Origin of the sequence: Exiguobacterium sp. s160 (assembly GCF_018617575.1) — a bacterium.
GTDB classification, from domain to species: Bacteria; Bacillota; Bacilli; order Exiguobacteriales; family Exiguobacteriaceae; genus Exiguobacterium; species Exiguobacterium aestuarii_A.
Window position 1 is genome coordinate 901,533 of record NZ_JACSKK010000001.1, and the last position, 25,903, is coordinate 927,435.

Sequence of the window (25,903 nt, forward strand, 5' to 3'; positions counted from 1 at the left end):
CTGGTTCGTCTTTTTTTTGATTCCAATTCATCAGGTAAAGTGTTCAACAAGTACTCTAGTTTTGTAAAACTGATAAAACAAATCCTCATATTTCGTTTTCGGAAGAATAGGTAAACAAAAAACGAACCTTGCATTCGCATGGTCCGTCTGTCTTTAATACTCATTTATGATTGCTTCGCTTCAATCGCCGCATATACTTTTCTCAACTGAACGACGCCTTCGTCAATCACTTCCCCGTCTAGCAAGACGAGCGGATAAAACCATTCGTCCTCTTTAAGTGCCTGGGCGAACTCGTCTTCACTTTGTTCGAAGTCGATGTATTCGAACGAAAAGGATTGCTCTGGATACTTTCGCCCGAGTGCACTTTGTAACCATTCATACGTCTCGGTCGAACTCGGTGCACCGACACAACTTGCACATTGAACTTCAGCCCCATATACCGTAATTTTCATCTTCATTCCCCCTCAAAACCATTATACAAAATCCTTCCCTTACTCGATGATGAAACGCTCAGCGTAAATGATTGAGAAACACTCTCAAACTTGCTAGAATAAAGTAGAACGAGAAAGGGGTAGATACCATGGAAATGTTTGATCAAGTCCAAGAAGTGCTCGATAAATTGCGTCCGTTCTTGCTTCGTGACGGCGGAGACGTCGAACTCGTAGATGTCGAAGAAGGCATCGTCAAGCTCCGTTTGATGGGTGCTTGCGGCAGCTGCCCGTCTTCAACAATCACGCTAAAAGCCGGTATTGAGCGTGCGCTCATCGAAGAAGTACCAGGGATCGTCGAAGTAGAACAAGTATTCTAAGCAAAAAGGGAGACATTCGTCATCCCTTTTTTTCATGCTTCCATTCATCTAAGCTCTCGACCATATAGGTTGGGAGTTTTTCTTGTTCTTGGATAAATGCCGGTCCATGTACACCTGAATTCACATGGAGTGTACGAATGCCACCATTGATTCCAAATAAAATATCTGTGTGATAGTTATCCCCTACCATGACGACATCTTCTTTATTCAACCCAATCATGTCGAGTGCGATGTCAATCATGACCGGTTCCGGCTTTCCGATGAAGAAAGGATCTTTCTCCGTCGTCACGGTCAACACGGACGTGAGTGATCCGTTCCCCGGTAAAAATCCACGTTCGGTCGGAATGGCGATATCCCCATTCGTCGAGATGAATCGAGCCCCCGAACGGATGGCGATTGCGCCTCGCGCCAACTTCTCATACGTGATGTGTCGGTCGAGTCCGATGACCACGTAGTCCGCCTTCGGTTCGTCTGTGACATGAAAACCGCGAGACTCTAACGCGAGACGAAGTCCGTCTTCCCCAATCATATAGACGGTTGCTCCTGGCGACATCTTCTCAATATAAAAAGCCGTCGCCATCGCGCTCGTCAAGACGTTTTCCGCCTTCACGTTTGCGCCCATCGCAATCAATTTATCCGCGATTTGTTGTTGCGTCATCGATGCGTTGTTCGTGACGAACAAATACGGAACGCCCGTCGCTTCTAATTCGTTGACGAAATCAACCGCTGCCTGAACGGGTTCTGTACCGGCATACATCGTGCCGTCTAAATCAAACAAATATCCTTTAATCGGTTCCATCCAATCACTCGCTTTCTGGTAAGAATGCGGACACTGGTCCAAGCTCGACTTCTAAGTAGTGACGAACTTGTTCGGAGAACGCCGTGAAGTCTTGTTTCGACGTCTTCACCCACTCATCAAATTTTGATGCATCGGCGTGCACAAACTCACGAACGTAGTAGGCACGTAATCCGACGAGCGCTTTCGTCGCGTTCGCCGTCGTCTCATCGAGTACGCGCTCATCCAGTAAGATCTCGACAATGTCTTCATAACTGCCCGGATCTCGCATAATGAATCCGTCAATCATCGAGTTCCCAACATCGATGACACCTTCCATAAGAAGGACGGCCATTCGCTGTTTCGCAAGTTCCACCGTGAACGCATCCCCCGTCAATTGATCGGTATGCGCTAACATCGTCTCCATTTGTTCCAGTGTCTGATTAATCTTCTCTCTATTCACAAAATACATGATGATCCCCCCTGCTGTTAATACTAATCTTTTTTCGGTCAGGAGAAAAGAATCTGTCCTATTTACATCATTTATAAAATTGTGATACACTAATCAACGGATTTAAGCCGTAAAAAGTATAACACATTGAATAGAGATAACGTGGAGGGTACAACACTATGGAACGTGAATTAGCATTAGAAATCGTACGGGCAACGGAAGCAGCAGCACTCGCATCATCGAAATGGATTGGACGCGGGCAAAAGAACGAGGCCGATGATGCGGCAACGTCAGCGATGCGAGAAGTTCTTGGAACGGTCAACATGGACGCGACAGTTGTCATCGGAGAAGGTGAACTCGATGAGGCTCCAATGCTTTACATCGGGGAAAAACTCGGAACGACATTCGGCCCGAAAGTTGACATCGCTGTCGATCCACTCGAAGGAACATCCATTGTCGCAAAAGGCCTTGGAGATGCGATGGTCGTCATCGCCGTTGCTGATGAAGGTGCCCTCCTCCACGCACCAGATATGTACATGGACAAGCTTGTCGTCGGTCCAAACTTAAAAGGGAAAGTCTCACTCGACGAACCACTCGAGTCAATCATTGAAAAAGCTGCGAAATATAATAACAAGCGTATCGAAGAAGTAACGGTCATCATGCAAGACCGTGACCGCCACGAACATCTTCGTCAAGCCGTCATGAATGTCGGCGCACGCGTCAAGCTATTCGAAGATGGCGATGTGTCTGCGGGAATCGCTGCTGCCGTCAAATCGAACCCAATCGATATTTTCATCAGTACAGGTGGAGCTCCTGAAGGAGTCATCACAGCCGCTGCTGTCAAAGCGCTTGGTGGAGACATGCAGGCCCGTCTACATCCGATGAACGAAGAGGAATCAGCTCGCGTCATCTCAATGGGAATTGAAGACCCACTTCAACTCCTCACGCTCGACGACCTCGTCAAGAGCGACGACTGCATCTTTGCTGCAACGGGTGTCACGTCAGGTGAGTTGCTCGATGGCGTCAAGTTCTTGACGGATGATATCGTCGAGACGACGTCACTCGTCATGCGCTCGAAGACACGCACGATTCGTAAAGTCGTGGCTGAACATCACTTGTCATTGAAGCCATACTTACAAAAAACTGAAGTCAACGCCTAAAAAAACGCCTTGCTCAATAAAATGAGCGAGGCGTTTTGTTGATTAGAATCCTTGTTCCGTTCCGTGTACCGGCTCGTCCGAACCAACTTGATTGTCGCGAATCGAGTCATAGAACGTCGCATACGTTGTCGAGAAGTAAGGCCCGATGAAGAAGAACCCAATCCCTAATGTCAAAATACCGACGAGGAACCACCCGAAGAACGACAAGAAGAGCATGAATGCTTCCATCTTGTGCCCGTCCATGAGACGACGCGATTCCGTGATCGATTCGAGTGCCGAAAGCTCAGGCTGATCACGTAAGATATACGGCGTAAGCGAGTACGAGAATCCTTTGATGATTCCAGGTACGATGAGCAATAACGTCCACAATACGAGGAACACACCCATCACGAAAGACGTGATGACATGTTTCACATAACGTTTTTGGAACGGCTTGAACAATGTCGAGAGTGATGCACCATTTCCGCGTGATACGTTAAGCGCGAGCCATGACCAACCGATGGCAAGTGGCGCAATCAAGATTTGAAGCACGTTCGACACAAAACTTAACGTGACGTCTGTCGATGTGAGTGGCTCTGTAGAATTTGGGTCCACACTTGGAGCAAATCCTTGTGGAATCCCGTTGATGATCATGAACAAGAGCGCCAACCCAGCCATGAGCCACCATTTTCCTTTCATCGCTTGTCGTGCATGTTGTTTCCATTCAGATCTCATTGTAACCCATCCTTTTTTATAGTCTTCTCTACAGTGTACGTGAAAAGGTTGAAGGACGTTTCAAAAAAACATAAAAAAAGGGAAAGGATTTTTCCCTTTCCGCTTAACGAATCATTACGTTACCTAAAAAGAACTGAGACATGGATAAGATCAACAAGAGGACTCCGAGCGAAAACGCTAGGTGAGATGTAACTTTGAAAACGCGACTCCGTAAAAAAGAGTGGCTGTATTCAAAGCGACGGACGATCAACACATGAATGAGTTCAAAAAGAATGACTGCCGCCGTAAAATAAAAGGTCATCATGATATGAAAGCCAAAAAAGAACATGGCTAGTATCCCTAGTCCGAGATTATGAATTCGATTATGGACATCATCCCGATCCCCGACGGTCGTTTGTACATGTTGCATCCAATCACCTCACTCTAAAAACCAAAACTACGTAGGTATCCTTAATGACAATTTATCACATTTTTCCAACCCTTAAACTCGAAGTCATGACTTTTTACCTAAACGAAATATTTGGAAATTAACTGTAATATAGAAATATAAAAAGTGCTGATTGCTCAGCACTTTACGCATTCGTCTCTTCAGTTTTGTTGAACTTCCGCTTCAACTTCAGTTTCTGCTTCGTTCCACCAAAGACAGGACCACTCTCTTCTTCGTTAATGTCCGTCTCTTTCTTCAGAACGAAATAAGGACATCCGAAATTACAATACTCGTATACATAGTCCATCACGTGATCAATCCGGTTCTCATACGTCGCTAACTTTGATTGCGGTTCATAGAACCCCTTCAAACGTAGCTGTCCGTGTCCCCAGTCACCGACAATATAGTCGTATTTATCAAGCACGTCACTATACCGTGCGATAAACGCTTCTTCATCAAATCCGTCGCGCTTCTCTTCTAAAACGGTATATCCGTGGCGATTCACTCGAATCATCGCTCCCACCTCCACTCTAATATCATAGCATGTCCCGCTATGACGGCTCTATCCTTTTCGAATGACCTCATGACGAGCGACAATCGTCTCTCGCAACACATCCCGTAGTAATTCCGGCATGAAATATCGCTTCGGCTGGTCTGCTAAGTATGGAAGGAGCGGTCCAAACGTCAACATATCGACCGTCGCGACGCGATATGTCCGATTCGGATCTAGCTTTTCTCCCATGACATAGTACTGACCGTCCCGCTGTTCGATTTGATAGTAACTCGGCTCGCCGAGTACGGTGCCTCTGAACCCTAGACCTCTGACGTGCATATTCGTGAACGTTTCCTCGTTTACGTCATGTAAAAATCGTTCGAGCGTCTTACCGTCAAGCGTCAGGACACATGGATTGATTGGATGTGGACAGATCCGATGCAACATGTTTAGCGTGACTTTTCCTGAAGCAAGACCGTCTAGGACGACTCCGGACGGAATGATCCCGACATCGGCTGCACACCATTCGACCATCCCCTCTACAAGCAACTCACCAAGCGGAGAATGCCCGAACCAATCAGATGCATATCCTTCCGTTTCTGCAATCGTGATATCGAGGAGGCGTTCGGCATCTGCCCCTTCTGTATCTAACAACGCCAACGTATCTGGACTATCTGATTGCTGTGACAGTTCGTGGAGGCGAGCTTCTTTTGAAACGACTCCTGACTCACCGAGCGTCAGCGTCACTTCCCCGACATACTTCCCATATTTTCCGGCTTGTGCAATGAGCACTCCGTTCGTCGTCACGCCTTCATCTAAAACGTGATGCGTATGGGCACCGAGGATGACGTCAATGTCAGGATACATGTCTGCTAATCGTTCATCCCCGAAGAAACCGAGATGACTGAGTGCGATGATGACATCACAATGTGCCAACCGCTCTAGCGCTCGCTTTGTCGCTTCGTAAGGCGATTCGATTTGCCAACCAAGTTCGGGATACAACTCTTCATAAGGAGCTGTGACACCAAATAAGCCAATTTTTAACCCATCACGTTCAAGAACAAGGGTTTCTTCGACCCAATCTGGTCGCGACCCGTCTGCTTCATACACATTCCCAAGCAAAATCGGGAACGTCGCCTCTTCATATAACTCGGCTAACCAATCGTGTGGAAACGTGATGCCTTCATTGTTTCCAATCGTGACGGCCGTCGGTTGAAGTCGCTCGAGTAAGCGAACGTTCAACTTCCCACGCGTCACTTCAGTCGCCGGATGTGTGCGATCGGCATGATCCCCTAAATCAAAGTAGAGGGTATCGTCTGTGCGACGTTCTTCTAGAAATGAAACAAGTTTCGGCCATTGGTCGAACTTTGAGTGAAGATCATTGTAATGAAAAATAGTAAGTTTCGTCACGGCCATCCCTTCCTTCTAAAACAGACTAATTTGTCTAGGTGCAAGCTCGTATTCGAGCCCAAGAATTTCAATCAAACGTTTGGCGTTCGGAGCCGCGTCCCCGGCCGAGTTGTTGTTAAAGTATACATACACATCTTTCGCTTCACGGTCAATCTCGCGGAGCGAGGCGGCGAGTTCCTGAAGTTCTTCCTCGCTATAGCGATATAGACAACGGACGTGCCGCCATTCTTGGCTCGTCATGCCCGGCTTTTTGAGCCAACCTGATGTATTACGTCCATGTAATCGAACGACGGCTACCTCAGGGTGCGTCACGACCGGCACGAACGGAATGCTACTCTCTTTCGTCTGGGGCTCATCACAAATCGTATTGATGAATCGCTGTTCCTTTAAAAATTGAAGCGTACGGTCCCGGAACGCTTCAGAGAACCAAGTCGGATTACGAAACTCGATGGCAATCTCATAATCAGAGAGTTCGGCACGGAGTGTTCGCAAATAGTCGAGATGTGGTTTCGATACGTCGAACCAAGGCGGAAGTTGGACGAGTACGGCACGTAACTTTCCTGCCTGTTTCAATGGGTCAACCGAAACACGATAACGCTCAAACAATTCAATAAGTGGCGTTTTCGGTTCACGGTCATGCCCGCTCATTTCCCGGGAAACTTTGACGACAAATTGGAAATGGTCCGGCGTCTCAGCATTCCACTTCTCGAAATTTTTCACGGGCTGTATCGCATAAAATGTCGAATCGACTTCAACGGTCGGGAAATGACCCGCGTACGTCGATAGTTTATGTTTTCGTTCCTCTGGGGTCGTATATAACAGATCGTGGTCACCCCACCCAGTCACACCAACGTAAATCATAGCGTCCTCCTTTATGACTCCGAAATGACGGTCGCTTTCCGTTTCGACCAGTTCCATGTGCCTGTATACGTAATGAGCAACAAGATCAGCCCCATGATGAACGGATAGCGCATATCAATATCAAACGCAATACCCGCGAGTGTCGGTCCTAAAATATTTCCGATGCTCATATAGGCGTTGTTCATCCCCATCGCGAGTCCCTGCTCGTTTCCGGCAAGTTTTGAGACGAGCGTGTTCAATACCGGGCGCAAGATCGACGTCGACAAGAAAATGACGAGTGTCACTGCAAAGAACAACATATACGTTCCCGCGAAGAGCGATAATAAGAAACCAAACGCCGCGAGCGCGATGAAGGCGAGAACGACTTTGACCTCTCCCATCAACTCGACTAAACGGTCTACCGCGAACAGTTGGACGATGACACTGACAACGCCCGTTCCCGTCACCATGATCGCAATCTCTTGAGGCGTCGCGCTGAACATTTCACTGACGTATAATCCAAGCACTGATTCATACGCCATGAGTCCGAACGCCATGACTAAGTTGATCAATAACACGAAGAAGTATGGTTTACGTGTCGACATGACCAATTGTGTCGGTAATGATTCCTTTATTTTCGGTGCCACGTAAGGAGCACGGTCCGGTTCTTTTAAAAGAAGAACGGATGAAATGACAGCAATGAACGAAACGATTGCTGAGACGAGTAGTGGTGTCTTTAGCCCGAACTCGGCAAAAAATCCACCAATCCCTGGTCCGACGACAATTCCTAATGACATTGCCGCGGAAATATAACTGTTTCCTCGCGCTCGCTGTTCGAGCGTCGTGATATCCGCGACATAGGCAAAGATGGCCGGAATCAATAACGCGGCCCCGACTCCCCCAATGGCACGCGACACGAGCAGGATTGTTAAATTATCCGATAGGTAGAAGACGCCCATCGAGATGGTAAATCCGATGAGACCTAAAATAATCATCAAGCGACGACCATAAACATCTGCCCATTTCCCCGCAATCGGTGACATGACGAGCTGAGCACCCGCGAATACGGAAATCATCAATCCGGCAGCGGTTCCCCCTTCGCCAATCATCTTTAAGTAATCCGGAATAATCGGGATGATAATCCCGAAGCCGGCGACGGCGATAAACATATTTAACATGAGGATCGCCAATTGATTTTTTTGTTTTGTTGTCAACGCATGTCACTTCCTTTTCATCTTTCCATTTTACTGTTTGAGCTCACATATGGGCAAACAATAAGACAGAAAAAAGCCCATCCTTAACCAAAGGATGGGCTAGACTTATGAGATGCGTGACTGAGCAAGTGATTCTTGCGATGCACCCTTCGGAAGAAGGAGTGTGATCACGTAGACAATCATCGTTGGAACCGCCCAAGCAAGACCGATTTCCGCCATTGGCAAGCTTGAGATCCAAGACGTGACCGCAGACGGCTGGATGCCGTTCCACGTTTCAAACAACGAAAGAACGAGTGCCGTGTAGATTGTAGCCTTCATCGCCACACCAGGGTTGCGTTGAAGACGTTCTGTCACCGACACGAGCACGAGCGCGATCATGACCGGATAGAGAAGCGTGAGCAGTGGGACCGCGATTTGGATCAACGTGCCCAATCCGACGAGTGAAATCAAATAGCCGAACAATGTAGTCGCGATGACGACATGGTGGTATTTGAGTGAATCAAATTGATTGCTGATGAAGCGTGAAAACTCCGAGATGAGTCCGACCGCTGTCGTCAAACAAGCGAGGAAGACCGCTAACCCGAGAGCGAGCATTCCGACTTGTCCGTATGACGTACCAGCGAACGCTTGGAGAAGGCTTGCGCCACTCGTTGTTCCTTCTGCGACCGTCATATTCGCACCGATTGATCCGAGCGAGATGTAGACGAGCATCAAACAGGTAACCGCGAGCATCCCTGCAGAGCGAAGGAGTGAAGACGCTTCTTTTTGGTCACTCAATCCATTGGCTTTCAACGTGACGAGGACGATTGCCCCAAAGACGAGGGCCCCGAATACATCCATCGTCAAATAACCTTGTTGGAAACCTTGACCGAGTGCGCCAACCCATGTCTCAAACCCTTCTGCTGGAGCTCCTGGCTCTCCGAGTGGAGCGACAAGGTTCGTGATTCCAATCGCTGCGAGCAAGAACAAGAGGATTGGTGTGATGATTCGTCCGATGACTTCAATCAACTTTTGAGCACGAAGCGTCAAGAAGAACGTCAACCCGAAAAAGACGGTCGAACTCATCGCGAGTGTCAAAGTTGAAGGTGCGTCGAGAAACGGAACAAGTCCCATTTCATACGTGACAGCGGCCGTACGTGGGATTCCGAAGAATGGCCCGATGGCTACGTACATCAATCCCGTCAAGACGAGCGCGAGACGTTTAGGAATGTACCGAGCAATTTGGTCTGTTCCGCCGCCGACCCGAGCGACTGCGAACAAAGCAAGAAGCGGTAAACCGACACCCGTAATGACGAACCCGATCATCGCCGGTACGAGGTTTTCCCCCGCCAAGGCGCCGAGCTCTGGTGGGAACAGCAAGTTCCCGGCCCCAAAGAATAAAGCAAAAATCGTAAACGCTAACGGGAACAATGTCGATTTTTTCATACAACTACCTCCATACACTTGATATTCCGAACGAATTAACAAAAAAATAATAACTAAATTTTCTGACAATATATCGCTTGGTCTATTTCATTATACACACTTCCTATCGTTTGACCACCCCATCTCCAAAATTCGAGGTTTAATTTTTTGAAATGTAGATTTCACAAAAAAATCCCCTTCGATATGAAGGAGAATGTAAGCGTTTAATAACGAATGTCAAACTTCCGGAATCCTTGATCGTCTGTCTTCGCTTCATCAATTCGCTCGACGCCGACGAAACGATTTCCGTCTTGTAAAGCTTTTTGAAATGACTCGATGTCTTCATGTGTGCCTTCTACATGAAGTTCGACCGTTCCGTCATTCAAGTTTCGAACCCATCCTTTGATTCCGTATTGGCGAGCGGTCTCTTGTGAAAAGTATCGAAACCCGACGCCTTGGACACGTCCAGATACGACCAAATGTTTGGCGACTCTCATTCTATATTCCTCCTTTATTTTGACAAAGATGTTTAGAGGTCCTTACTTTAGGAAACAGTATTTAAGTAAAATAATGGAATTGGAGTGGTTATATGAATGCAGTTATCGATATCGTCACGAGTTTTTCGAATTGGCTTTGGGGCGTGCCGATCATCTCGTTACTCGTCTTGTCCGGTGTGTTTCTTACCATTAAACTTGGTTTCTTTCAGTTTCGCTATCCGATCTACATATTCAAGCAAACGTTCGGCAGCATCTTTAAAAAACCAAAAGGTGAAGGCGACATAAGCCCAAGACAAGCCTTAACGTCAGCGCTCTCTTCAACAGTCGGGGCCGCGAACATCATCGGTGTACCTGCAGCGATCATGTTCGGGGGACCGGGTGCCATCTTCTGGATGTGGGTCATTGCCATCATCGGCATGGCCATCAAGTTTTCGGAGAGCGTACTGGCCGTACACTATCGTGAAAAGAATGACGCCGGCGAATTTGTCGGTGGACCTGTTTACTACATATCAAAAGGACTTCGTTGGAAATGGCTTGCGACTTGGTTCGCCTTCGCCCTCATGATCGAACTCATCCCGAGTATCATGGTACAAGGGAACGCCGTCAGCTCCGCAGTCCGTGAGACGTTCAACGGAAACACACTCATCACCGGCATTATCGTTGCCGTTCTTGTCGGCATCATCGTCTTCGGTGGTCTGAAACGGATCGCGAAAGTGACCGAGATCGTCGTTCCTGGGATGGCGCTCGTCTACGTCGGAGCCGGACTCATCATCGTGTTGATGAACTTGTCTGAGATTCCAAACGTGCTCAGTCTTATTTTCTCTTACGCGTTCGAGCCGATGGCCGCGTTCGGTGGTTTCGCCGGAGCCGCAGTCGCCGAAACAATTCGTTGGGGCTTCGCCCGCGGTCTATACTCGAATGAAGCCGGTCTTGGGACGGCACCAATCGCCCATGCCGCTGCACAGACGGATCACCCGGTGCGCCAAGGATTCTGGGCGGTCATCGGAATCGTCATCGATACGTTGATCATTTGTAGTACGACAGCCTTCGTCGTCTTGTCTTCAGGCGTTTGGACGGCTGATGGGGCAATGGAAGACCCAGCAGCATTGACAACGATCGCCTTCCGTGAATACTTTGGGTATACGGGAAGTTTACTCGTCACCATCTCCCTTATTTTCTTTGTGCTCTCGACAATCATCGTCATTATCTTTTACGGCTCGCGTCAGGCGGAGTACTTGTTCGGTTTGACGGCAGGAAAAATCATGAAGGCCGTTTATATCGTCTCCATCGTTATCGGTTCGATTGGAGGCGCTCAAATGATTTGGAACTTCCTCGACTTGATGCTCGCGATGATTCTCATCCCGAACATGATTGCCGTATTGTTACTCAGTAGCGAAGTGAAGCGACTAACGACCGAATTCTTCACGTCCGAGAAGTACTATAAGAAAGATATCGCCGAAGAAGAGGCGTCTTAACCAACAATCCGACTGCTTGTGCAGTCGGATCTTTTTTTAGGATGCTGGTTCGACTTTCTCGATTCCAGCCTTGATGGCTTGTACCGAGGCATCAAACTTCTGTTGTTCTTCGTCCGTCAATTCAATCTCGATGATCTTGCGAATGCCGCTCCGGTCAATCAAGGCTGGTACACCGATATGCACGTCACTCGCCCCATACTCGCCTTCTAAATGAGCCCCAATCGTGACGACGGAGTTTTCATTTCGAACGATGGACCGAATGATACGTAACAAGCCGACCCCAATCGCATAATAGGCGGCACTCTTATACTCGATAATCTGATAAGCAGCGTCGCGTACGTCTGTATAGATGGATTCCAAATCCTCGAACTGATACTTTTCGTTCTCTGCCAACAGTTCATCGATACTCTTTCCATAGATGCGCGCGTTGTTCCATGCGACAAATCCCGTATCGCCATGTTCCCCCATATAATAAGCGTGGCAGTTTCGTGGCGACAGTTCGAAATAGTCTCCGAGCTTGTAACGGAGTCGCGCCGTATCGAGGACGGTCCCTGACCCGATGACACGTTCTTTCGGTAGACCCGATGCTTTCCAAGCGACGTGTGCCATCACATCGACCGGGTTCGTCGCGACGACTAAGATGCCGTCAAATCCACTCTTCATCAAGTCTTGTGTCACGGTGCGGACGACTTTCGCGTTTTGCTCAACGAGGTCCATCCGCGTTTGACCGAGTTTTTGCGCCGCACCTGCCGTGATGACGACGATGTCTGCGTCTTTACAATCCGAGTAATCCCCTGCCCAAATTCGGACCGGTGTCGGGGCGAACGAGATGCCATGATTCAGGTCCATTGCCTCCCCTTCTGCTTTGGCATGATTCGAGTCGATTAAGACGAGCTCTTCACAAAGGGCTGCCGTTGACAATTGATAAGCAAAACTGACCCCGACCCAACCGGCACCGATGACGGCGATGCGAGTGATGTCTTTCGGGTCAATATCATCTTTATGCGGAATACGTGTCATATAGATCCTTCCTTTCTATATCATTCTCTTTTTAGCATACCCGACTCTTCCATCTTTAACGACAAAAGCCGCATGAAAAATACACGAATACATTAAATTTTATTGTACAAAAGGCGAGTGACCCAGCATCAATCGGGTCACTCGCCTTTTCTCTTTTATAACCTAAACTTAGTCAGAGGTTTTTCACTGTTTTGAAGCAATGTTAAGATCTTACTTCAAAGATTTTTAAAAATATAAAATACGGACAATTTTTAATATACTCCATAATGAGACAAATGAATATGTTGCCACAATACTCCAGTACAATTTGGGATTACTGAGCTTTTCAAAGTAATAAACACTTAAAAATGTAATAAAAACAGAAAATACTGGAGCCCAAAAAAGAGCTGAAAGAAACAGTAGTGCAAAATTTTTAGTTGGAATGAATAAAATTAACTCATCAATTAAAATCCACCAAAAAATAAACGAAAGAAATATAAATAAAATTTTTTTCAATATAACCTCCATAAGCAACGATATTCGTTATGACTACTTTTATTTATTAAATATCCTACTTCGATTCAAAGATTCCTGTATTCCGAACATAACCAAAAATTTGAATCGTCTCACTTTCCAGAATGAACGGAATTTTTTCTCTCTCTAAAATTGAAATGAGTTCGGTGGACATATCACAAACATCTGGGTCAAGAATCACTCCCTTATAGAGCAGTACGCTTGGTCGCAAACGAATCCATTCGATTGAGCGTAAACGGGATTCCAGCCAAATCTCATCCCACTCTCCCCACGATATTTCATACTCGGATAACAAATCACTTGGAAATAACGTATCCTCCCCTAAGTATTTCATTTGATACGGCGGCGCATACGTCAACGCTTCAGAGACAGCTCGATTGAGACGTTGCCATTTTGTCTCGTTCATTACCGATGTCAATTGGTGTCTCTCTATGTATTGCAGTTCTTCTCGTCGGTTCATGCTGTTGAACCTTCTATCATAAGCACTAATTTTTCAATCGTTCGTAATACTTCTTTACGATTCTGCTTGCGTTTCATCCAAGCGGGTAATCGACTTTCGAGACTACGGTTCGTTCCCTCGCTCGTCCGAATTTTTGCCTCGATATAATCCTTAATATAGTTGAGGTGTTCACGGTTGTAAGCCCATAACACATGACCACAACAACCTGTTTGTAAAAATAGCGGCAAACCAAAATGAACATCGATTGGTTCTCCGACGTACTTCGTACCGCTCTCCTTCATTTGCAAATGACCGCAATGAAGACAACTGAGGCGCACCTCATCATTCTTCTCCCACACATCAGCCTGTCCCCCACATCTCGGACAAATGATAAGCATGGGATTCATGAATGAATAAATCTCTCGGCTCTCTACTAAAAATCGATGGGTCACGTTATCGCCTCCTTATTTCATTATACAAAAAACCAGCGAAGCTTCGCTTCGCTGGTTTCAAAGTCACGATTATCCAATCGAACCTTCCATCTCGAACTTGATGAGACGGTTCATTTCGACCGCATATTCCATTGGCAATTCTTTTGTGAATGGCTCGATGAAGCCCATAACGATCATTTCTGTCGCTTCTTCTTCCGAGATTCCACGGCTCATGAGGTAGAAGAGTTGCTCCTCTGACACTTTTGAGACTTTCGCTTCGTGCTCGAGCGACACTTGGTCGTTCAAGATTTCGTTGTACGGGATTGTATCTGACGTTGACTCGTTGTCCATGATGAGCGTGTCACACTCGATGTTCGAGCGCGCGCCTTTCGCCTTACGGCCGAAGTGGACGATTCCACGATACGATACTTTTCCGCCTTGTTTCGAAATCGATTTCGAGACGATTGACGAAGACGTGTTCGGTGCGAGGTGAATCATTTTCGCTCCAGCGTCTTGGTGCTGCCCTTTACCAGCGAGGGCGATCGAGAGTGTCATCCCACGTGCGCCTTCCCCTTTCAAGATGACAGCCGGGTATTTCATCGTGAGTTTCGATCCAATGTTTCCATCGATCCACTCCATTGATCCACCCGCTTCACAGACTGCACGTTTTGTTACCAAGTTGTAGACGTTGTTCGCCCAGTTTTGGATTGTCGTGTAACGGCAGTATGCATCTTTGTTGACGAAGATCTCAACGACCGCTGAGTGAAGCGAGTTCGTTGTGTAAACCGGTGCCGTACATCCTTCGACGTAATGAACCGATGCGCCTTCGTCGACGATGATGAGCGTACGCTCGAACTGACCCATGTTTTCCGAGTTGATACGGAAGTAGGCTTGAAGCGGTTGCTCGAGTTTTACACCTTTTGGTACGTAGATGAACGAGCCACCCGACCAAACAGCTGAGTTGAGGGCCGCGAACTTGTTGTCTGTCGGCGGAATCAACTTACCAAAGTACTCTTTGAAGATTTCTTCGTCTTCTTTGAGTGCTGTGTCTGTATCTTTGAAGATGACACCTTTGGCTTCGAAGTCTTCTTGCATGCTGTGGTAGACAACCTCAGACTCATACTGAGCCGAGACACCTGCCAAGTATTTTTGCTCTGCTTCTGGGATACCGAGCTTGTCAAACGTACGTTTGATTTCTTCTGGTACCTCATCCCATGAGCGTTCTGTCTTTTCAGATGGTTTGACATAGTAAGTGATTTCGTCGAAATCAAGTGCCGAGAGGTCTCCGCCCCATGTCGGCATCGCCATCTTGTTGAAGTGATCCAACGACTTCAAACGGAAGTCGAGCATCCATTGTGGCTCTTCTTTCATGCGCGAGATCGTCTCTACGATTTCTGTCGTCAAGCCGCGGCCTGAACGGAAAATCGAAACGTCCCGATCATGGAAGCCGTATTTATAATCGCCAATTTCCGGCATGTTCTTTGCCATATCGGTCTCCTCCTTCTCCTTACGCGTCCTCGTCTACTCCTTTTTCAAGCGCCTTCCACGCGAGCGTGGCACACTTGATTCGAGCCGGGAATTTCGATACGCCTGAGAGCGCCTCGATATCACCGAGGTCAAACGTATCCGTGTCGTACTCTTTGCCTTGAACCATTTCAGAGAAGATGTTAGCGAGTTGAAGCGCCTCTTCTACTGTTTTTCCTTTGACGATTTGGGTCATCATCGATGCCGAGGCGAGACTAATCGAGCAGCCTTCTCCTTCAAACTTCGCATCTTTGACGATGTCGTCTTCGACTTGTAGTTGAAGACGAAGCGAATCCCCACATGTCGGGTTGTTCAAGTCCACCGTCACGCCATCTTCGATGACGCCACGGTTTCTTGGGTTTTTATAGTGATCCATGATGACCTGGCGGTACAACATGTCGAGATTATTAAAACTCATAATTGAAATACTCCTTCGTTTGACGTAATCCCTCGATGAAACGGTCGACCTCTTCTTTTGTGTTGTACAAATAGAAGCTCGCCCGTGCCGTCGATGATTGCTTCAAAAGACGCATGAGTGGTTGTGCACAGTGGTGACCGGCACGAACCGCGATGCCTTGCATATCGAGAACGGTCGCGAGGTCATGCGCATGCACGTCCTTCAAGTTGAACGTAACGAGACCGACGCGATCTTCAGGACCGTAAATCTCGATCCCTTCAATCGTTTTCATCTGCTCGATCGCGTAAGACGCGAGTTCACGTTCGTGTGCTTCGACGTTCTCAAGCCCGATTTCTTCTAAGAAATCGATGGCTGCCGCAAGTCCGACCGCCCCAGCAATGATTGGTGTTCCCGCTTCGAAGCGGTACGGAATGTCTTTCCACGTCGATTCATACAAATCGACATAGTCGATCATCTCGCCACCGAACTCGACCGGTTCCATGTTTTTGAGAAGTTGTTTCTTCCCGTATAAGACACCGATTCCAGTCGGTCCGAGCATCTTATGTCCAGAAAAGGCAAGGAAGTCACAGTCGAGCGCTTGAACGTCCAGTTTACGATGCGGTGCACTTTGTGCGGCATCGACGACCATGACGGCACCTTTCTCATGCGCGAGTCGAGCGACTTCGGCAATCGGATTGATTGTACCGAGCACGTTTGAGACGTGGCTCATCGCGACAATTTTTGTCCGGTCCGATAAGACGGCTTGAACGGCATCCAGTGTGACACGTCCGTCCGGCGTGAGTTCGACGTAACGAAGCGTCGCGCCTTTGCGCTTGGCAAGTTGTTGCCACGGAATCAAGTTCGCATGGTGTTCCATCGGAGTGAGGACGATTTCGTCGCCTTCACCGACATTTGCATCTCCGTAGCTCGATGCGACCAAGTTGATGGCCGTCGTCGTCCCACGTGTGAAAATGATTTCTTCAGGAACCGCCGCATGGATGAAAGAACGGACGCGTTCGCGTGCTCCTTCATACGCATCCGTCGCTTGCGTCCCGAGCGTATGGACGCCACGATGCACGTTCGAATGATTGCGACGATAATAGTCCTCGATCGCCTCGATGACAGCGAGCGGCTTTTGTGAGCTCGCCGCGCTATCAAGATAAACGAGCGGGTGTCCATTGATTTCCTGATCTAAAATCGGAAACTGTTCACGAATCGAGGCGTTCAACATCTTAACGTACTTTCCCTTCGATGACTTCGCGGAGACGGTCTTTGACCGAATCGATTGCGAGTTCTTCGACGACAGGCGTCAAGAATCCGTGGATGATTAAACGCTCTGCCTCTTGGCGAGACAAACCACGGCTCATCAAGTAGTACAATTGAACATCATCGACACGGCCGACTGATGCCGCGTGACCTGCCATAACATCATCTTCATCGATGAGAAGAATCGGGTTGGCATCCCCACGTGCTTTTTCAGAGAGCATCAAGACGCGCTCTGTTTGAACACCGTTCGATTTTGACGCGCCGTGGTGAATCATCGATGTCCCGCTGAAAATCGCAGTGGCTGCGTCTTTTTGGACACCGTGAATCAAGATGAACCCTTCAGATGCTTTTCCGAAGTGGTCGGTACGGATGTTGAAGTTTTGTTTTTGTGCACCGCGACCGATTGTCACAGCTTTTGTATCCGAATACGTGTTGTCTCCGACGAGGTGAGTCTTCGTCTCGACGACCGAGTTCCCGTCATTCATGTGACCGAGCGCCCAATCGAGGCGACCGTTCGCATAGACGACACCGCGACGGTTCATGAACGTGAGGGCTGATTCAGCGAGCTGATCGACACCACCGAAGACGACTTTCGCGTTCTCTCCAGCGAATACTTCCGTCACGACGTTGACCGTGTGCGGTTCGTTCGTACCAGAGAGGAAGTTTTCGATGTATGTCACTTCACTGCCTTCGTCAGCGACGAGGATCGTGTGGTGATAGAGGGCACCGTTCGCCTGTTCCATCGTGAAGATGGCTTGAAGCGGATCTTTCAATTGTGTGTTTTTCGGTACGTAGATGAACGCCCCACCGTTTGTGAGGGCAGCGTTCAACGCCGAAAGACGTTCTTCATCGACACGTACGCCTTCCGTCATGAAGTATTTCTCAACAAGCTCAGGATGTTGCTCCATCGCTTCTTTGATTCCCATGAACAAGACGCCTTCTGGCATCGACAATTCGTTATAGACGACATGACCGTTGCGTTCAACGAGCACGTTTGTCCGGTGGTCTCCGAGAAGTGATTCGATGTCAGCCGTCAAACCGTCTTTCGGTTCGAGATTGACATCACCCGCTGCGAAGTCCCATTTATCAATCTTAATCTTTTCAACTTTTGGCAAAGCAAGTGTCGGCGCAAGTTCTGCTGCCTCTTTACGTCGGTTGACCATCCATGCTGGTCCGCCGAGCGCTTCTGCACGTGCCGACAACGCTTGTGCATCCAATTCAAATTGTACGGTCATCGTACAGCCTCCTTACGCTTCTGTGTCTACTGTCATTCCGAGTTCTTGCTTCACCCAGTCGTAACCTTCTGCCTCGAGTCGCTGTGCGAGTTCTTTGCCACCAGACATGACGATTTTACCTTCCATCATGATGTGTACGAAGTCTGGTTCGATATAGTTGAGGAGACGCTGATAGTGCGTGATGATCAAGCAGCCGAACTCTTCTGAACGCATTTCGTTGACACCTTTTGCGACAACTTTAAGCGCATCGATATCAAGACCTGAGTCGATTTCATCCAAGATGGCGATGTTCGGTTGAATCATCATCATTTGAAGAATCTCGTTACGTTTCTTCTCACCACCTGAGAATCCTTCGTTTAAGTAACGGTGTGCCATTTCTGAAGGGATTTCGAGAAGTTCCATCTTCGCATCGAGTTCACGGATGAACTTCATAAGCGAGATTTCTTGACCTTCTTCACGACGTGAGTTGATTGCTGAACGCAAGAAGTCTGCGTTTGTCACACCGCTGATTTCAGCCGGGTATTGCATCGCAAGGAACATCCCTGCTTGTGCGCGCTCGTCGACTTCCATCTCGAGGACATCTTCGCCGTTTAATTCGACGCTTCCCCCAGTGACCTCATAAAGTGGATGACCCATGAGTGCTGATGCGAGTGTTGATTTACCAGTCCCGTTTGGACCCATGATGGCATGAATTTCGCCACCTTTAATTTCTAGGTTAAGACCTTTGACAATCTCTTTTCCTTCGATTGAGACGCGGAGGTCATCAATTTTCATTTGTGGTACGTTAGACATTCGGATACCCCTTCCGTATTTTCTCGCCATAGTGAATGGCGTAGATTAGATATATTCTAATCTTAGACTAGTCATTTTTTTATTTCAAGCGACTCACCTTAGAATTCATTCTCAATAGAATGATAAAAGTTGAGAATGCTAATAGTAGGAAATCAAGACATTATCCGGCATTCTCTTCGACAAGTGCGAGGACGGCTTTCCGCTCCCTCACAGCAGCCGCGAAGAAGAAGGCACCACATCCCGTCAACACCGCCAAACTTCCGAACACCGGAAGCGATGATTGGCCAAACGTATCGAGTAACACCCCACCGATAATCGGTCCGATTGTCTGACCGAGTGACGTCAATCCCATCGCCCCAAAATAAGTTCCCCGTAAATGTTCGGGAGCCAGTTCATCCGTCAATACATCTGTCATCGTGAACATCAACACTTCGCCGACCGTGAAAATGGCCATTGCCACAAAGAGTACCCATTCAACTGTCGCAAACCCAATCAATAAAAGACCGAACGACAACGTCGAAATGCCGAAGAAGAGTGACTTGATCGGCGAGACACGAATTCCGAAACGCATAATTGGATATTGGACGATGAGCACCGTGATTGCGTTCGTCGTCAATAAGTAAGCGAACAATCTCGAACCGTCTTCTAACCCGTCGCTTAATGCGATGAATTGAGGAAGTGTCGAATTGAATTGACTGTAACCAATAATTGCAAAGATCATTCCGATGATGACCGCACGGAATGTCCGGTCGTCTCGTAGGACGCGAAACGTCTCCGTCAAACGTGGCCGTGCCTTGACCCCGTCTCCCTCTTCAAACGGATACTTATAAAACAGGATCGAGATGATGATTCCATACAATATGTATACTGCCGTCACGACAAAGAATGCGGTCTTTACACCGGTGAGCGATAAGACGACCGCCAAGAGTGGCCCGATGGCCGCGGCGATATTGATCATGAAGTAACGGACGTTGTAGACGATGACCCGTTGGTCTGCCTGCGTCGTGTCACTGATGAGTGCCCGCGAAGCCGGTTCTAAGAAAGATCGCGACATGCCCATCAACATCGATAACATATAAAACCAAAACAGTTCGGTCGCGAGCGCGAGACCAGCGAACGTGACGGCATTGAGCACGATGCCAATCAACATGAGCTGTTTTCGCCCATATCGGTCAGAGAGTGTCCCCCCAAAGAAGCTCATGAACAGACCCGAAAGTGCCGTCACGGCAAAGATCGTTCCAATCACACTCGCCGAAAAGCCGAGCGTGGCCAGATAGATCGCAAAAAATGGCATGACGAAAAACGTCGCCAGTCGTGCAAAAAACGTCCCGAACAGGACGCCCCACGTCAGTGGATGAATCTGTCTGAGCTTCATCCAAATCCCCCCTTTTCTTTCATATATGTAGTGTACTTCTCTTTATGAAAGAACACTAGACAAAAAAAGACCCAGGGGATGACCCCTGAGTCGAGACTGCTTATTGTTGTACCGGTACGACCGCACCTTTGTATTCGTCTAAGATCCACTGTTGTGTCTCTTCAGAAGTCAATACTTCGAGGAGTGCTTTGACGCGCTCATCTTCTTCGTCCCCTTCACGTGTGACGATCAGGTTGACGTATGGTGAGTCCTCGCCTTCAAGTGCGATGGCATCTTCAAGTGGGTTGAGACCTGCGTCGATTGCGTAGTTCGTGTTGATGAGGACCGCATCGCCTTCTCCGTTGTTGTAAGCTGTCGGAAGAAGTGCTGCTTCAACGTCTGTTTTGAACTTCAAGTCTTTCGGATTGTCAATGATGTCAGAGACTGTCGCATCGACCGTCTTGCCTTCAGCAAGTGTGATGAGACCTTCTGATTGGAGCATCGTGAGAATTCGTCCGTGGTCAGCGACCGATGAACTCATGATGATTTCTGCGCCTTCAGGAAGTTCGTCGAGCGATTTGTATTTTTGTGAGTACACACCGATTGGCTCGATGTGAACGCCACCCGCAGATGCGAATTTATAGTCTTTGTTTTCAGCCATTTGTGACTTGAGGTATGGCTCGTGTTGGAAGTAGTTCGCATCGAGCTCACCGCTTGCGAGCGTCTTATTCGGAAGCACGTAGTCTTGGAACTTCTTGATTTCGAGTTTGTAGCCTTTTGCTTCATATTCTTCTTGTACGTGCTCTAAAATCTCAGCGTGCGGTACGTTCGACGCACCGACAATCAATGTTTTTTCATCGCCAGAACCTGTTTCTGCCTCTTCTCCGCCGCAAGCCGCGAGAACTGTGAATGCTGATAAAGCTGTCAATCCGAGTACTGTTTTCCAAGTTTTCATTATGAATCCCTCCAAATGGTGTATGTGTAATTAAGCTGAACGTTTATCAATTTTTGTGACGAGTCGGTCACCGATGAACTGGATGACGAACACGATGATCAAGATGAGCACCGTCGCCACGAACGTGACGTCGTTTTGTGAGCGTTGGAAACCTTCCAAGAAGGCCAAGTTCCCGAGTCCGCCGCCTCCGACGACACCGGCCATCGCCGTATAACCGACGATTGCAACGATGGTCACCGTGAGTCCTGAAACGATTGCCGGAAGCGCTTCCGGAATCAAGACTTTATAAATGATTTGCCATTTCGTCGCGCCCATCGATTCCGCTGCCTCGATGACGCCGCGGTCGACTTCACGAAGGGCAAGTTCGACCATACGGGCGTAGAACGGTGCAGCTCCGATGATGAGTGCCGGAAGCGCCGCCGTCGAACCGAGCATCGTACCGAGCAGGAACAACGTGAACGGGATGAGTAAGATGATTAAGATGATGAACGGGATCGAACGGAACACGTTGACGATCGCGCTGACGAAGACGTAAATTGGACGATTCTTCAATAATAGCGATTCGTTTGTAATATAAAGAATCAAACCTAAAGCGAGTCCAATCACAAACGTCGCGACACCCGCGACGAGCGTCATGTACAACGTCTCCCATGTCTGTTCCATCATGATTTGCCAGTCTACGTTAGGAAACATCGCTTTCCACCTCCACTTCTACTGATTGCGAACGAATCGACGCGATGGCGCGTTCGATTTCTCGTGCTTCCCCAATCAATTGGATGAATAGCGTGCCGAGCGCACCGACTTGTGACTGGGTCACGTTCCCGCCGATGATGTTGAATCCGATGTCGTGCGTCTTAAGGACGTCAGACAAAATCGGTTGTTCTGCCGTTTCGTTCAAGAATTTCAATTTGACGATTTGCCCACTCGGATAGCGTGCTTTCAAATGTTCGAACGTGAGCGATAGATCGTCGACTGCCCCGATTTGTTTCACGAATTCTTTCGTGATTGGCTGCTCCGGATGTTGGAACACGTCAGAGACTTGACCTGTCTCAACGACTTTCCCTGCCTCCATCACGGCGACGCGATGACAAATCTTTTGGATGACGTGCATCTCATGCGTGATGAGGACGATTGTCAATCCGAGCTTCTTATTGATGCTGACGAGCAGTTCAAGAATCGAATCCGTCGTCTTCGGGTCGAGCGCGCTTGTCGCTTCGTCACAGAGGAGCACCTCTGGATTGGTAGCGAGCGCGCGGGCAATCCCGACTCGCTGTTTTTGACCGCCGGATAATTGTGACGGATAGCTGTCTTCACGACCTGATAATCCGACGAGCTCGACGAGTTCCTGAACCCGACGCTTCCGCTCACTTGCCGGTACCCCGATCAATTCGAGTGGGAAGCTGATGTTTTCTGCGACCGTGCGCGACCACAGAAGGTTAAAGTGCTGGAAGACCATCGAGACGTTCTTTCGAACCCCTCGTAATTCTTTCGGGCTGAGCTTCGTGAGCTCACTCCCGGCGACCTCGATTTCACCGCTAGACGGTGATTCGAGACGGTTGAGCAATCGGATGAGCGTCGACTTCCCCGCCCCCGAATATCCGATTATTCCAAAAATTTCACCGCGATCAATCGTTAGTGATACATCATCCACCGCCTGGACACGACCATTCTTCGTATCGAACCATTTGGCGACGTTTCGTAATTGAATCAATACATTTCCCTCCTGACAACAAAAAAAGCGCGCACGTTTGAGCAAACGTGCGCACTTTATCGTACGGACAACGATTGCTCTCATCTCTCAAGGTTTCTCACCTTGCTGGAATTAGCACCATTTCGGATTGCTCCGCGGTTGCTGGGCGTCATAGGGCCAGTCCCTCAGCCTCTCTTGATAAGAGTGTTGTGTATTCGATTAGCTTTATCATAGCGACAGCTTTTTCTGCTGTCAAATCATTTTTTCAAAAAAATCAAAAAAAGGTGCCGTCCGAGGACGACACAGAACGTAGCACCTTGAGTCACGGAAGGACAGCCCATAGATGAAAATCTTTTGCCCGTTCAAGATTTACATCCTTATATGGGGGAGATTCACCAATCATCACTCGATCTTGATTTGGACCGTGCGATTATACGGAACGTCTTTCTTCGCTTGATTTTTTTGGGGGACAATCGAAGGGAAGACTGACGTGTATTCGTATAAAGGTAGCAGCGGCTTCACCAAAACGTCTTGATGTCGGGAATATCGCGTCCTATTTTGTGTTCAAGTAAGATGTTGTAATGAATATACCATTCGTGAACTTTCTGTGTCAACTGATTATTTAAAATTTTCAGATTATTCTAATGTTCCTCTCTCACTTTACGAAAGAGAGGACGTGTTGAACGTTTTGAAAAGCGTAAAGACGATCCCGAACCTCGCCATTTTCAAGCTTTAACAGCGCTGGGACGCTCATCACCTGATAAGCTTCAAGTTCTTTTGGGATATAGTTCGCATCGCGCTTTTCAATCTGAATTTCAGGGTCGACCGCCTCGACAACCGTCAACATTTTCTCCGCGACAGCGCATGTACCACACATTGGGGCGTATATATATAAGTATCCGTCTGTAATCATTTTTCTCACCTCTCTTGTCATTATAATAGTCGTTCGAGTCCCGTTCAAAAATCGTGCTCTCGTTAAATTTCAGAATTTTTCAATGATTCTCTTGACTCTTCTGTCTGATAGGAATAATATGGGTTCTAACTTTATCGCTTTTGTACATAACAGCAAAGAAGAAGGACAGGTGAATGAATGATGACGGAACAAGCAACAGGTACGACAAAGCAATTTACGATGAACGTCTTAAACGGTCTCAGTATGGCGATTCTGATCGCCCTCATCCCGAGCGCGCTGCTCGGCGAACTCACGAAAGCTATACTCCCTTATTTTCCGTCTCTTCAATTCATATTGGATGCGACGACGATTGCGATGCGCCTCCTCCCGGCCATTATCGGTCTTGCCGTCGCGATGCAGTTCGGTCGATCGATTTTAGAGGCTGGAACGATTGCCATCGCAACCTATGTCGGCAGTGGCGCCGTTCGAATTAATGAAGGTGCGTTCGTGATGGCCGGAATCGGTGACGTAATCACAGCCGGTGTGACCGCTGCAATCGCTACGATTCTTGTCATGAAGCTCGCTCCCCACTTGAAGACGTATACGGTCATCGTCATGCCGATGACCGTCATTGTCGTCGCAGGCGGCATCGGTGCCTTCTTATTGACGTATATCTCACAGATCACGACATACATCGGATACCTCATCATGACGATGACGGATCTTCAACCGGTTCTCATGGGCATCCTGATTGCGATGGCGTTCTCGCTCATCATCGTCTCGCCGATTTCGACTGTCGGGATTGCAACGGCCATCAGTCTATCAGGCGTTGCGGCTGGTGCGGCAAACCTCGGCGTCGTTGCCGCTGGATTCGGTCTCGCCATCGCAGGTTGGCAGGCGAACGCGACCGGGACATCGATCGCCCACTTCCTCGGGTCACCGAAGATTCAAATGGCAAATTTCGTCCGCCGCCCGATTATGATGCTTCCGATTTTGGCGAATGCGGCCATCCTCGTTGCGCTCGCTGGTATATTAAGAATCGAAGGAACTCCAATCAGCGCAGGGTTTGGCGTATCTGGACTCATCGGACCGGTAAACGCGCTACATCTCATGCCGGGCGGGTTCGCCTTGTTCAACGTGCTTCTTGTGATCGTCTTGTTCGGGCTTATTCCAGTCGGGCTCGGGATTTTCTTCTATCGTGTGTTCGAACGGGCGACGCTCGTCAAATCGGACCATTACCGACTCGATTTCGAGTGAACATAAAAAAAAGCCGGCTTCTCCAATTAGGAGAGGCCGGTTTTACTTATCCTTGAATCATCGCTTCATATTCTTCTGCAGACATGAGTTTGTCGAGGTCTGACTCTTCCGTCAACTCAACTTCGACCATCCATGCATTTTCAAACGGTGACTCGTTGACGAGTTCTGGAGAATCGGCAAGGTCTTCGTTCACTGCTGTGATGCGTCCAGATACTGGCGCATACAACTCAGAGACCGTCTTCACTGATTCGACTGAACCGAATGGCTCGTCGAGTAGGATTGTACCGTCAACTTCTGGGAGTTCCACAAACACGATATCCCCTAGTTCGCTTTGTGCGAAATCCGTGATGCCGATGCGGGCTTTCGTTCCGTTCACTTCTACCCACTCATGTTCTTTTGAATAACGTAAATTTGCTGGTACTTTGCTCATCCTAACTTCCCCCTCAAATAAATTAGACTCACATCTGTAT

The 25,903-nt window shown here is 48.2% G+C and carries 29 protein-coding genes and 1 riboswitch; of the genes, 4 read left to right on the forward strand and 25 right to left on the reverse strand.

Going from position 1 to position 25,903, the window contains the following annotated elements; genetic code table 11:
• Positions 1-164: 164 nt before the first annotated feature.
• On the reverse strand, positions 165-452 hold the full coding sequence (locus tag KNO86_RS04635; protein ID WP_224861643.1) for a YuzD family protein: 288 nt from the start codon (positions 450-452) through the stop codon (positions 165-167).
• Between the two features lie 128 nt (positions 453-580).
• Between KNO86_RS04635 and KNO86_RS04640 the strand changes: the two genes are divergently transcribed.
• The gene (locus tag KNO86_RS04640; RefSeq protein ID WP_012726833.1) at positions 581-808 is read left to right on the forward strand and encodes a NifU family protein; all 228 of its coding nucleotides are present in this window, start codon (positions 581-583) and stop codon (positions 806-808) included.
• 19 nt (positions 809-827) lie between these two features.
• Here KNO86_RS04640 and KNO86_RS04645 read toward each other — a convergent pair whose 3' ends face one another.
• Together KNO86_RS04645 and KNO86_RS04650 are read right to left on the reverse strand one after the other, a co-directional pair.
• The gene (locus tag KNO86_RS04645) at positions 828-1,607 is read right to left on the reverse strand and encodes a TIGR01457 family HAD-type hydrolase (RefSeq protein ID WP_214693457.1); all 780 of its coding nucleotides are present in this window, start codon (positions 1,605-1,607) and stop codon (positions 828-830) included.
• Positions 1,608-1,611: 4 nt separating this feature from the next.
• Entirely contained in the window at positions 1,612-2,055 is a 444-nt protein-coding gene (locus KNO86_RS04650; RefSeq protein WP_214693459.1) for a DUF86 domain-containing protein, read from the reverse strand.
• A 158-nt stretch (positions 2,056-2,213) separates the two neighbouring features.
• Here KNO86_RS04650 and glpX point away from each other — a divergent pair, with 158 nt between their 5' ends.
• Entirely contained in the window at positions 2,214-3,194 is a 981-nt protein-coding gene (glpX, locus tag KNO86_RS04655; RefSeq protein WP_047795127.1) for a class II fructose-bisphosphatase, read from the forward strand.
• Between the two features lie 42 nt (positions 3,195-3,236).
• On the opposite strand, the gene KNO86_RS04660 is transcribed toward glpX, so the two are convergent.
• From KNO86_RS04660 to KNO86_RS04695, 8 genes are all read right to left on the reverse strand, one after another.
• Positions 3,237-3,908 carry a DUF975 family protein gene (locus tag KNO86_RS04660; protein ID WP_214693461.1) on the reverse strand — a complete coding sequence of 224 codons (672 nt, stop codon included), beginning with the start codon at positions 3,906-3,908 and terminating at the stop codon, positions 3,237-3,239.
• A 103-nt stretch (positions 3,909-4,011) separates the two neighbouring features.
• Complete coding sequence (locus KNO86_RS04665; RefSeq protein ID WP_074033530.1) at positions 4,012-4,317, reverse strand: hypothetical protein; 306 nt, start codon at positions 4,315-4,317, stop codon at positions 4,012-4,014.
• Positions 4,318-4,480: 163 nt separating this feature from the next.
• Positions 4,481-4,849, reverse strand: coding sequence for a YutD family protein (locus tag KNO86_RS04670; RefSeq protein ID WP_074033531.1), 369 nt, complete (start codon positions 4,847-4,849; stop codon positions 4,481-4,483).
• 48 nt (positions 4,850-4,897) lie between these two features.
• Positions 4,898-6,244, reverse strand: coding sequence for a bifunctional metallophosphatase/5'-nucleotidase (locus KNO86_RS04675; RefSeq protein WP_214693463.1), 1,347 nt, complete (start codon positions 6,242-6,244; stop codon positions 4,898-4,900).
• A 9-nt stretch (positions 6,245-6,253) separates the two neighbouring features.
• Entirely contained in the window at positions 6,254-7,099 is an 846-nt protein-coding gene (locus KNO86_RS04680; protein WP_214693465.1) for a DUF72 domain-containing protein, read from the reverse strand.
• Positions 7,100-7,110: 11 nt separating this feature from the next.
• Positions 7,111-8,292 (reverse strand): MFS transporter, encoded by a 1,182-nt coding sequence (locus KNO86_RS04685; protein WP_214693467.1) that lies wholly within the window; start codon positions 8,290-8,292, stop codon positions 7,111-7,113.
• A gap of 105 nt (positions 8,293-8,397) precedes the next feature.
• Positions 8,398-9,717 (reverse strand): branched-chain amino acid transport system II carrier protein, encoded by a 1,320-nt coding sequence (gene brnQ, locus KNO86_RS04690; protein WP_214693468.1) that lies wholly within the window; start codon positions 9,715-9,717, stop codon positions 8,398-8,400.
• A gap of 203 nt (positions 9,718-9,920) precedes the next feature.
• Entirely contained in the window at positions 9,921-10,193 is a 273-nt protein-coding gene (locus KNO86_RS04695) for an acylphosphatase (RefSeq protein WP_214693470.1), read from the reverse strand.
• Positions 10,194-10,285: 92 nt separating this feature from the next.
• On the opposite strand from KNO86_RS04695, the gene KNO86_RS04700 reads away from it, so the two are divergent.
• A complete protein-coding gene (locus tag KNO86_RS04700) occupies positions 10,286-11,668 on the forward strand; it encodes an alanine/glycine:cation symporter family protein (RefSeq protein ID WP_214693472.1) in 1,383 nt (460 codons plus the stop codon).
• A gap of 36 nt (positions 11,669-11,704) precedes the next feature.
• On the opposite strand, the gene KNO86_RS04705 is transcribed toward KNO86_RS04700, so the two are convergent.
• The 13 genes from KNO86_RS04705 to KNO86_RS04765 all read right to left on the reverse strand — a co-directional run bounded on the left by KNO86_RS04705 (position 11,705) and on the right by KNO86_RS04765 (position 24,197).
• Positions 11,705-12,688: an L-lactate dehydrogenase gene (locus tag KNO86_RS04705; RefSeq protein ID WP_214693474.1), complete on the reverse strand. Its 984-nt coding sequence runs from the start codon at positions 12,686-12,688 to the stop codon at positions 11,705-11,707.
• A gap of 550 nt (positions 12,689-13,238) precedes the next feature.
• Entirely contained in the window at positions 13,239-13,661 is a 423-nt protein-coding gene (locus tag KNO86_RS04710) for a DUF6678 family protein (RefSeq protein ID WP_251126887.1), read from the reverse strand.
• Complete coding sequence (locus KNO86_RS04715; RefSeq protein ID WP_214693476.1) at positions 13,658-14,092, reverse strand: hypothetical protein; 435 nt, start codon at positions 14,090-14,092, stop codon at positions 13,658-13,660. Before KNO86_RS04715 ends, KNO86_RS04710 begins: the two co-directional genes overlap by 4 nt.
• Positions 14,093-14,161: 69 nt before the next feature.
• Positions 14,162-15,559: a Fe-S cluster assembly protein SufB gene (sufB, locus tag KNO86_RS04720; protein WP_047795116.1), complete on the reverse strand. Its 1,398-nt coding sequence runs from the start codon at positions 15,557-15,559 to the stop codon at positions 14,162-14,164.
• Positions 15,560-15,578: 19 nt separating this feature from the next.
• The gene (gene sufU / locus KNO86_RS04725) at positions 15,579-16,013 is read right to left on the reverse strand and encodes a Fe-S cluster assembly sulfur transfer protein SufU (RefSeq protein WP_026825487.1); all 435 of its coding nucleotides are present in this window, start codon (positions 16,011-16,013) and stop codon (positions 15,579-15,581) included.
• Positions 16,003-17,223, reverse strand: coding sequence for a cysteine desulfurase (locus KNO86_RS04730; RefSeq protein WP_031422927.1), 1,221 nt, complete (start codon positions 17,221-17,223; stop codon positions 16,003-16,005). The genes sufU and KNO86_RS04730 overlap by 11 nt, the downstream gene beginning before the upstream one ends.
• A gap of 1 nt (position 17,224) precedes the next feature.
• Complete coding sequence (gene sufD / locus KNO86_RS04735) at positions 17,225-18,493, reverse strand: Fe-S cluster assembly protein SufD (RefSeq protein ID WP_214693478.1); 1,269 nt, start codon at positions 18,491-18,493, stop codon at positions 17,225-17,227.
• Positions 18,494-18,505: 12 nt separating this feature from the next.
• On the reverse strand, positions 18,506-19,267 hold the full coding sequence (gene sufC / locus KNO86_RS04740; protein WP_214694014.1) for a Fe-S cluster assembly ATPase SufC: 762 nt from the start codon (positions 19,265-19,267) through the stop codon (positions 18,506-18,508).
• A gap of 178 nt (positions 19,268-19,445) precedes the next feature.
• Positions 19,446-20,660 (reverse strand): MDR family MFS transporter, encoded by a 1,215-nt coding sequence (locus KNO86_RS04745; protein ID WP_214693483.1) that lies wholly within the window; start codon positions 20,658-20,660, stop codon positions 19,446-19,448.
• Between the two features lie 100 nt (positions 20,661-20,760).
• Complete coding sequence (locus tag KNO86_RS04750) at positions 20,761-21,594, reverse strand: MetQ/NlpA family ABC transporter substrate-binding protein (RefSeq protein WP_214693484.1); 834 nt, start codon at positions 21,592-21,594, stop codon at positions 20,761-20,763.
• A gap of 30 nt (positions 21,595-21,624) precedes the next feature.
• On the reverse strand, positions 21,625-22,287 hold the full coding sequence (locus tag KNO86_RS04755) for a methionine ABC transporter permease (protein ID WP_012726857.1): 663 nt from the start codon (positions 22,285-22,287) through the stop codon (positions 21,625-21,627).
• Positions 22,277-23,305 carry a methionine ABC transporter ATP-binding protein gene (locus tag KNO86_RS04760; RefSeq protein WP_214693486.1) on the reverse strand — a complete coding sequence of 343 codons (1,029 nt, stop codon included), beginning with the start codon at positions 23,303-23,305 and terminating at the stop codon, positions 22,277-22,279. Before KNO86_RS04760 ends, KNO86_RS04755 begins: the two co-directional genes overlap by 11 nt.
• A 77-nt stretch (positions 23,306-23,382) precedes the next feature.
• Positions 23,383-23,489: riboswitch (SAM riboswitch) on the reverse strand.
• A gap of 450 nt (positions 23,490-23,939) precedes the next feature.
• Positions 23,940-24,197 (reverse strand): thioredoxin family protein, encoded by a 258-nt coding sequence (locus tag KNO86_RS04765; protein WP_214693488.1) that lies wholly within the window; start codon positions 24,195-24,197, stop codon positions 23,940-23,942.
• A 180-nt stretch (positions 24,198-24,377) separates the two neighbouring features.
• On the opposite strand from KNO86_RS04765, the gene KNO86_RS04770 reads away from it, so the two are divergent.
• Positions 24,378-25,433, forward strand: coding sequence for a PTS sugar transporter subunit IIC (locus KNO86_RS04770; RefSeq protein ID WP_251126888.1), 1,056 nt, complete (start codon positions 24,378-24,380; stop codon positions 25,431-25,433).
• A gap of 46 nt (positions 25,434-25,479) precedes the next feature.
• Here the strand turns inward: KNO86_RS04770 and gcvH are convergent, their stop codons facing one another.
• Entirely contained in the window at positions 25,480-25,863 is a 384-nt protein-coding gene (gcvH, locus tag KNO86_RS04775) for a glycine cleavage system protein GcvH (RefSeq protein ID WP_026825478.1), read from the reverse strand.
• Between the last annotated feature and the right edge of the window lie 40 nt (positions 25,864-25,903).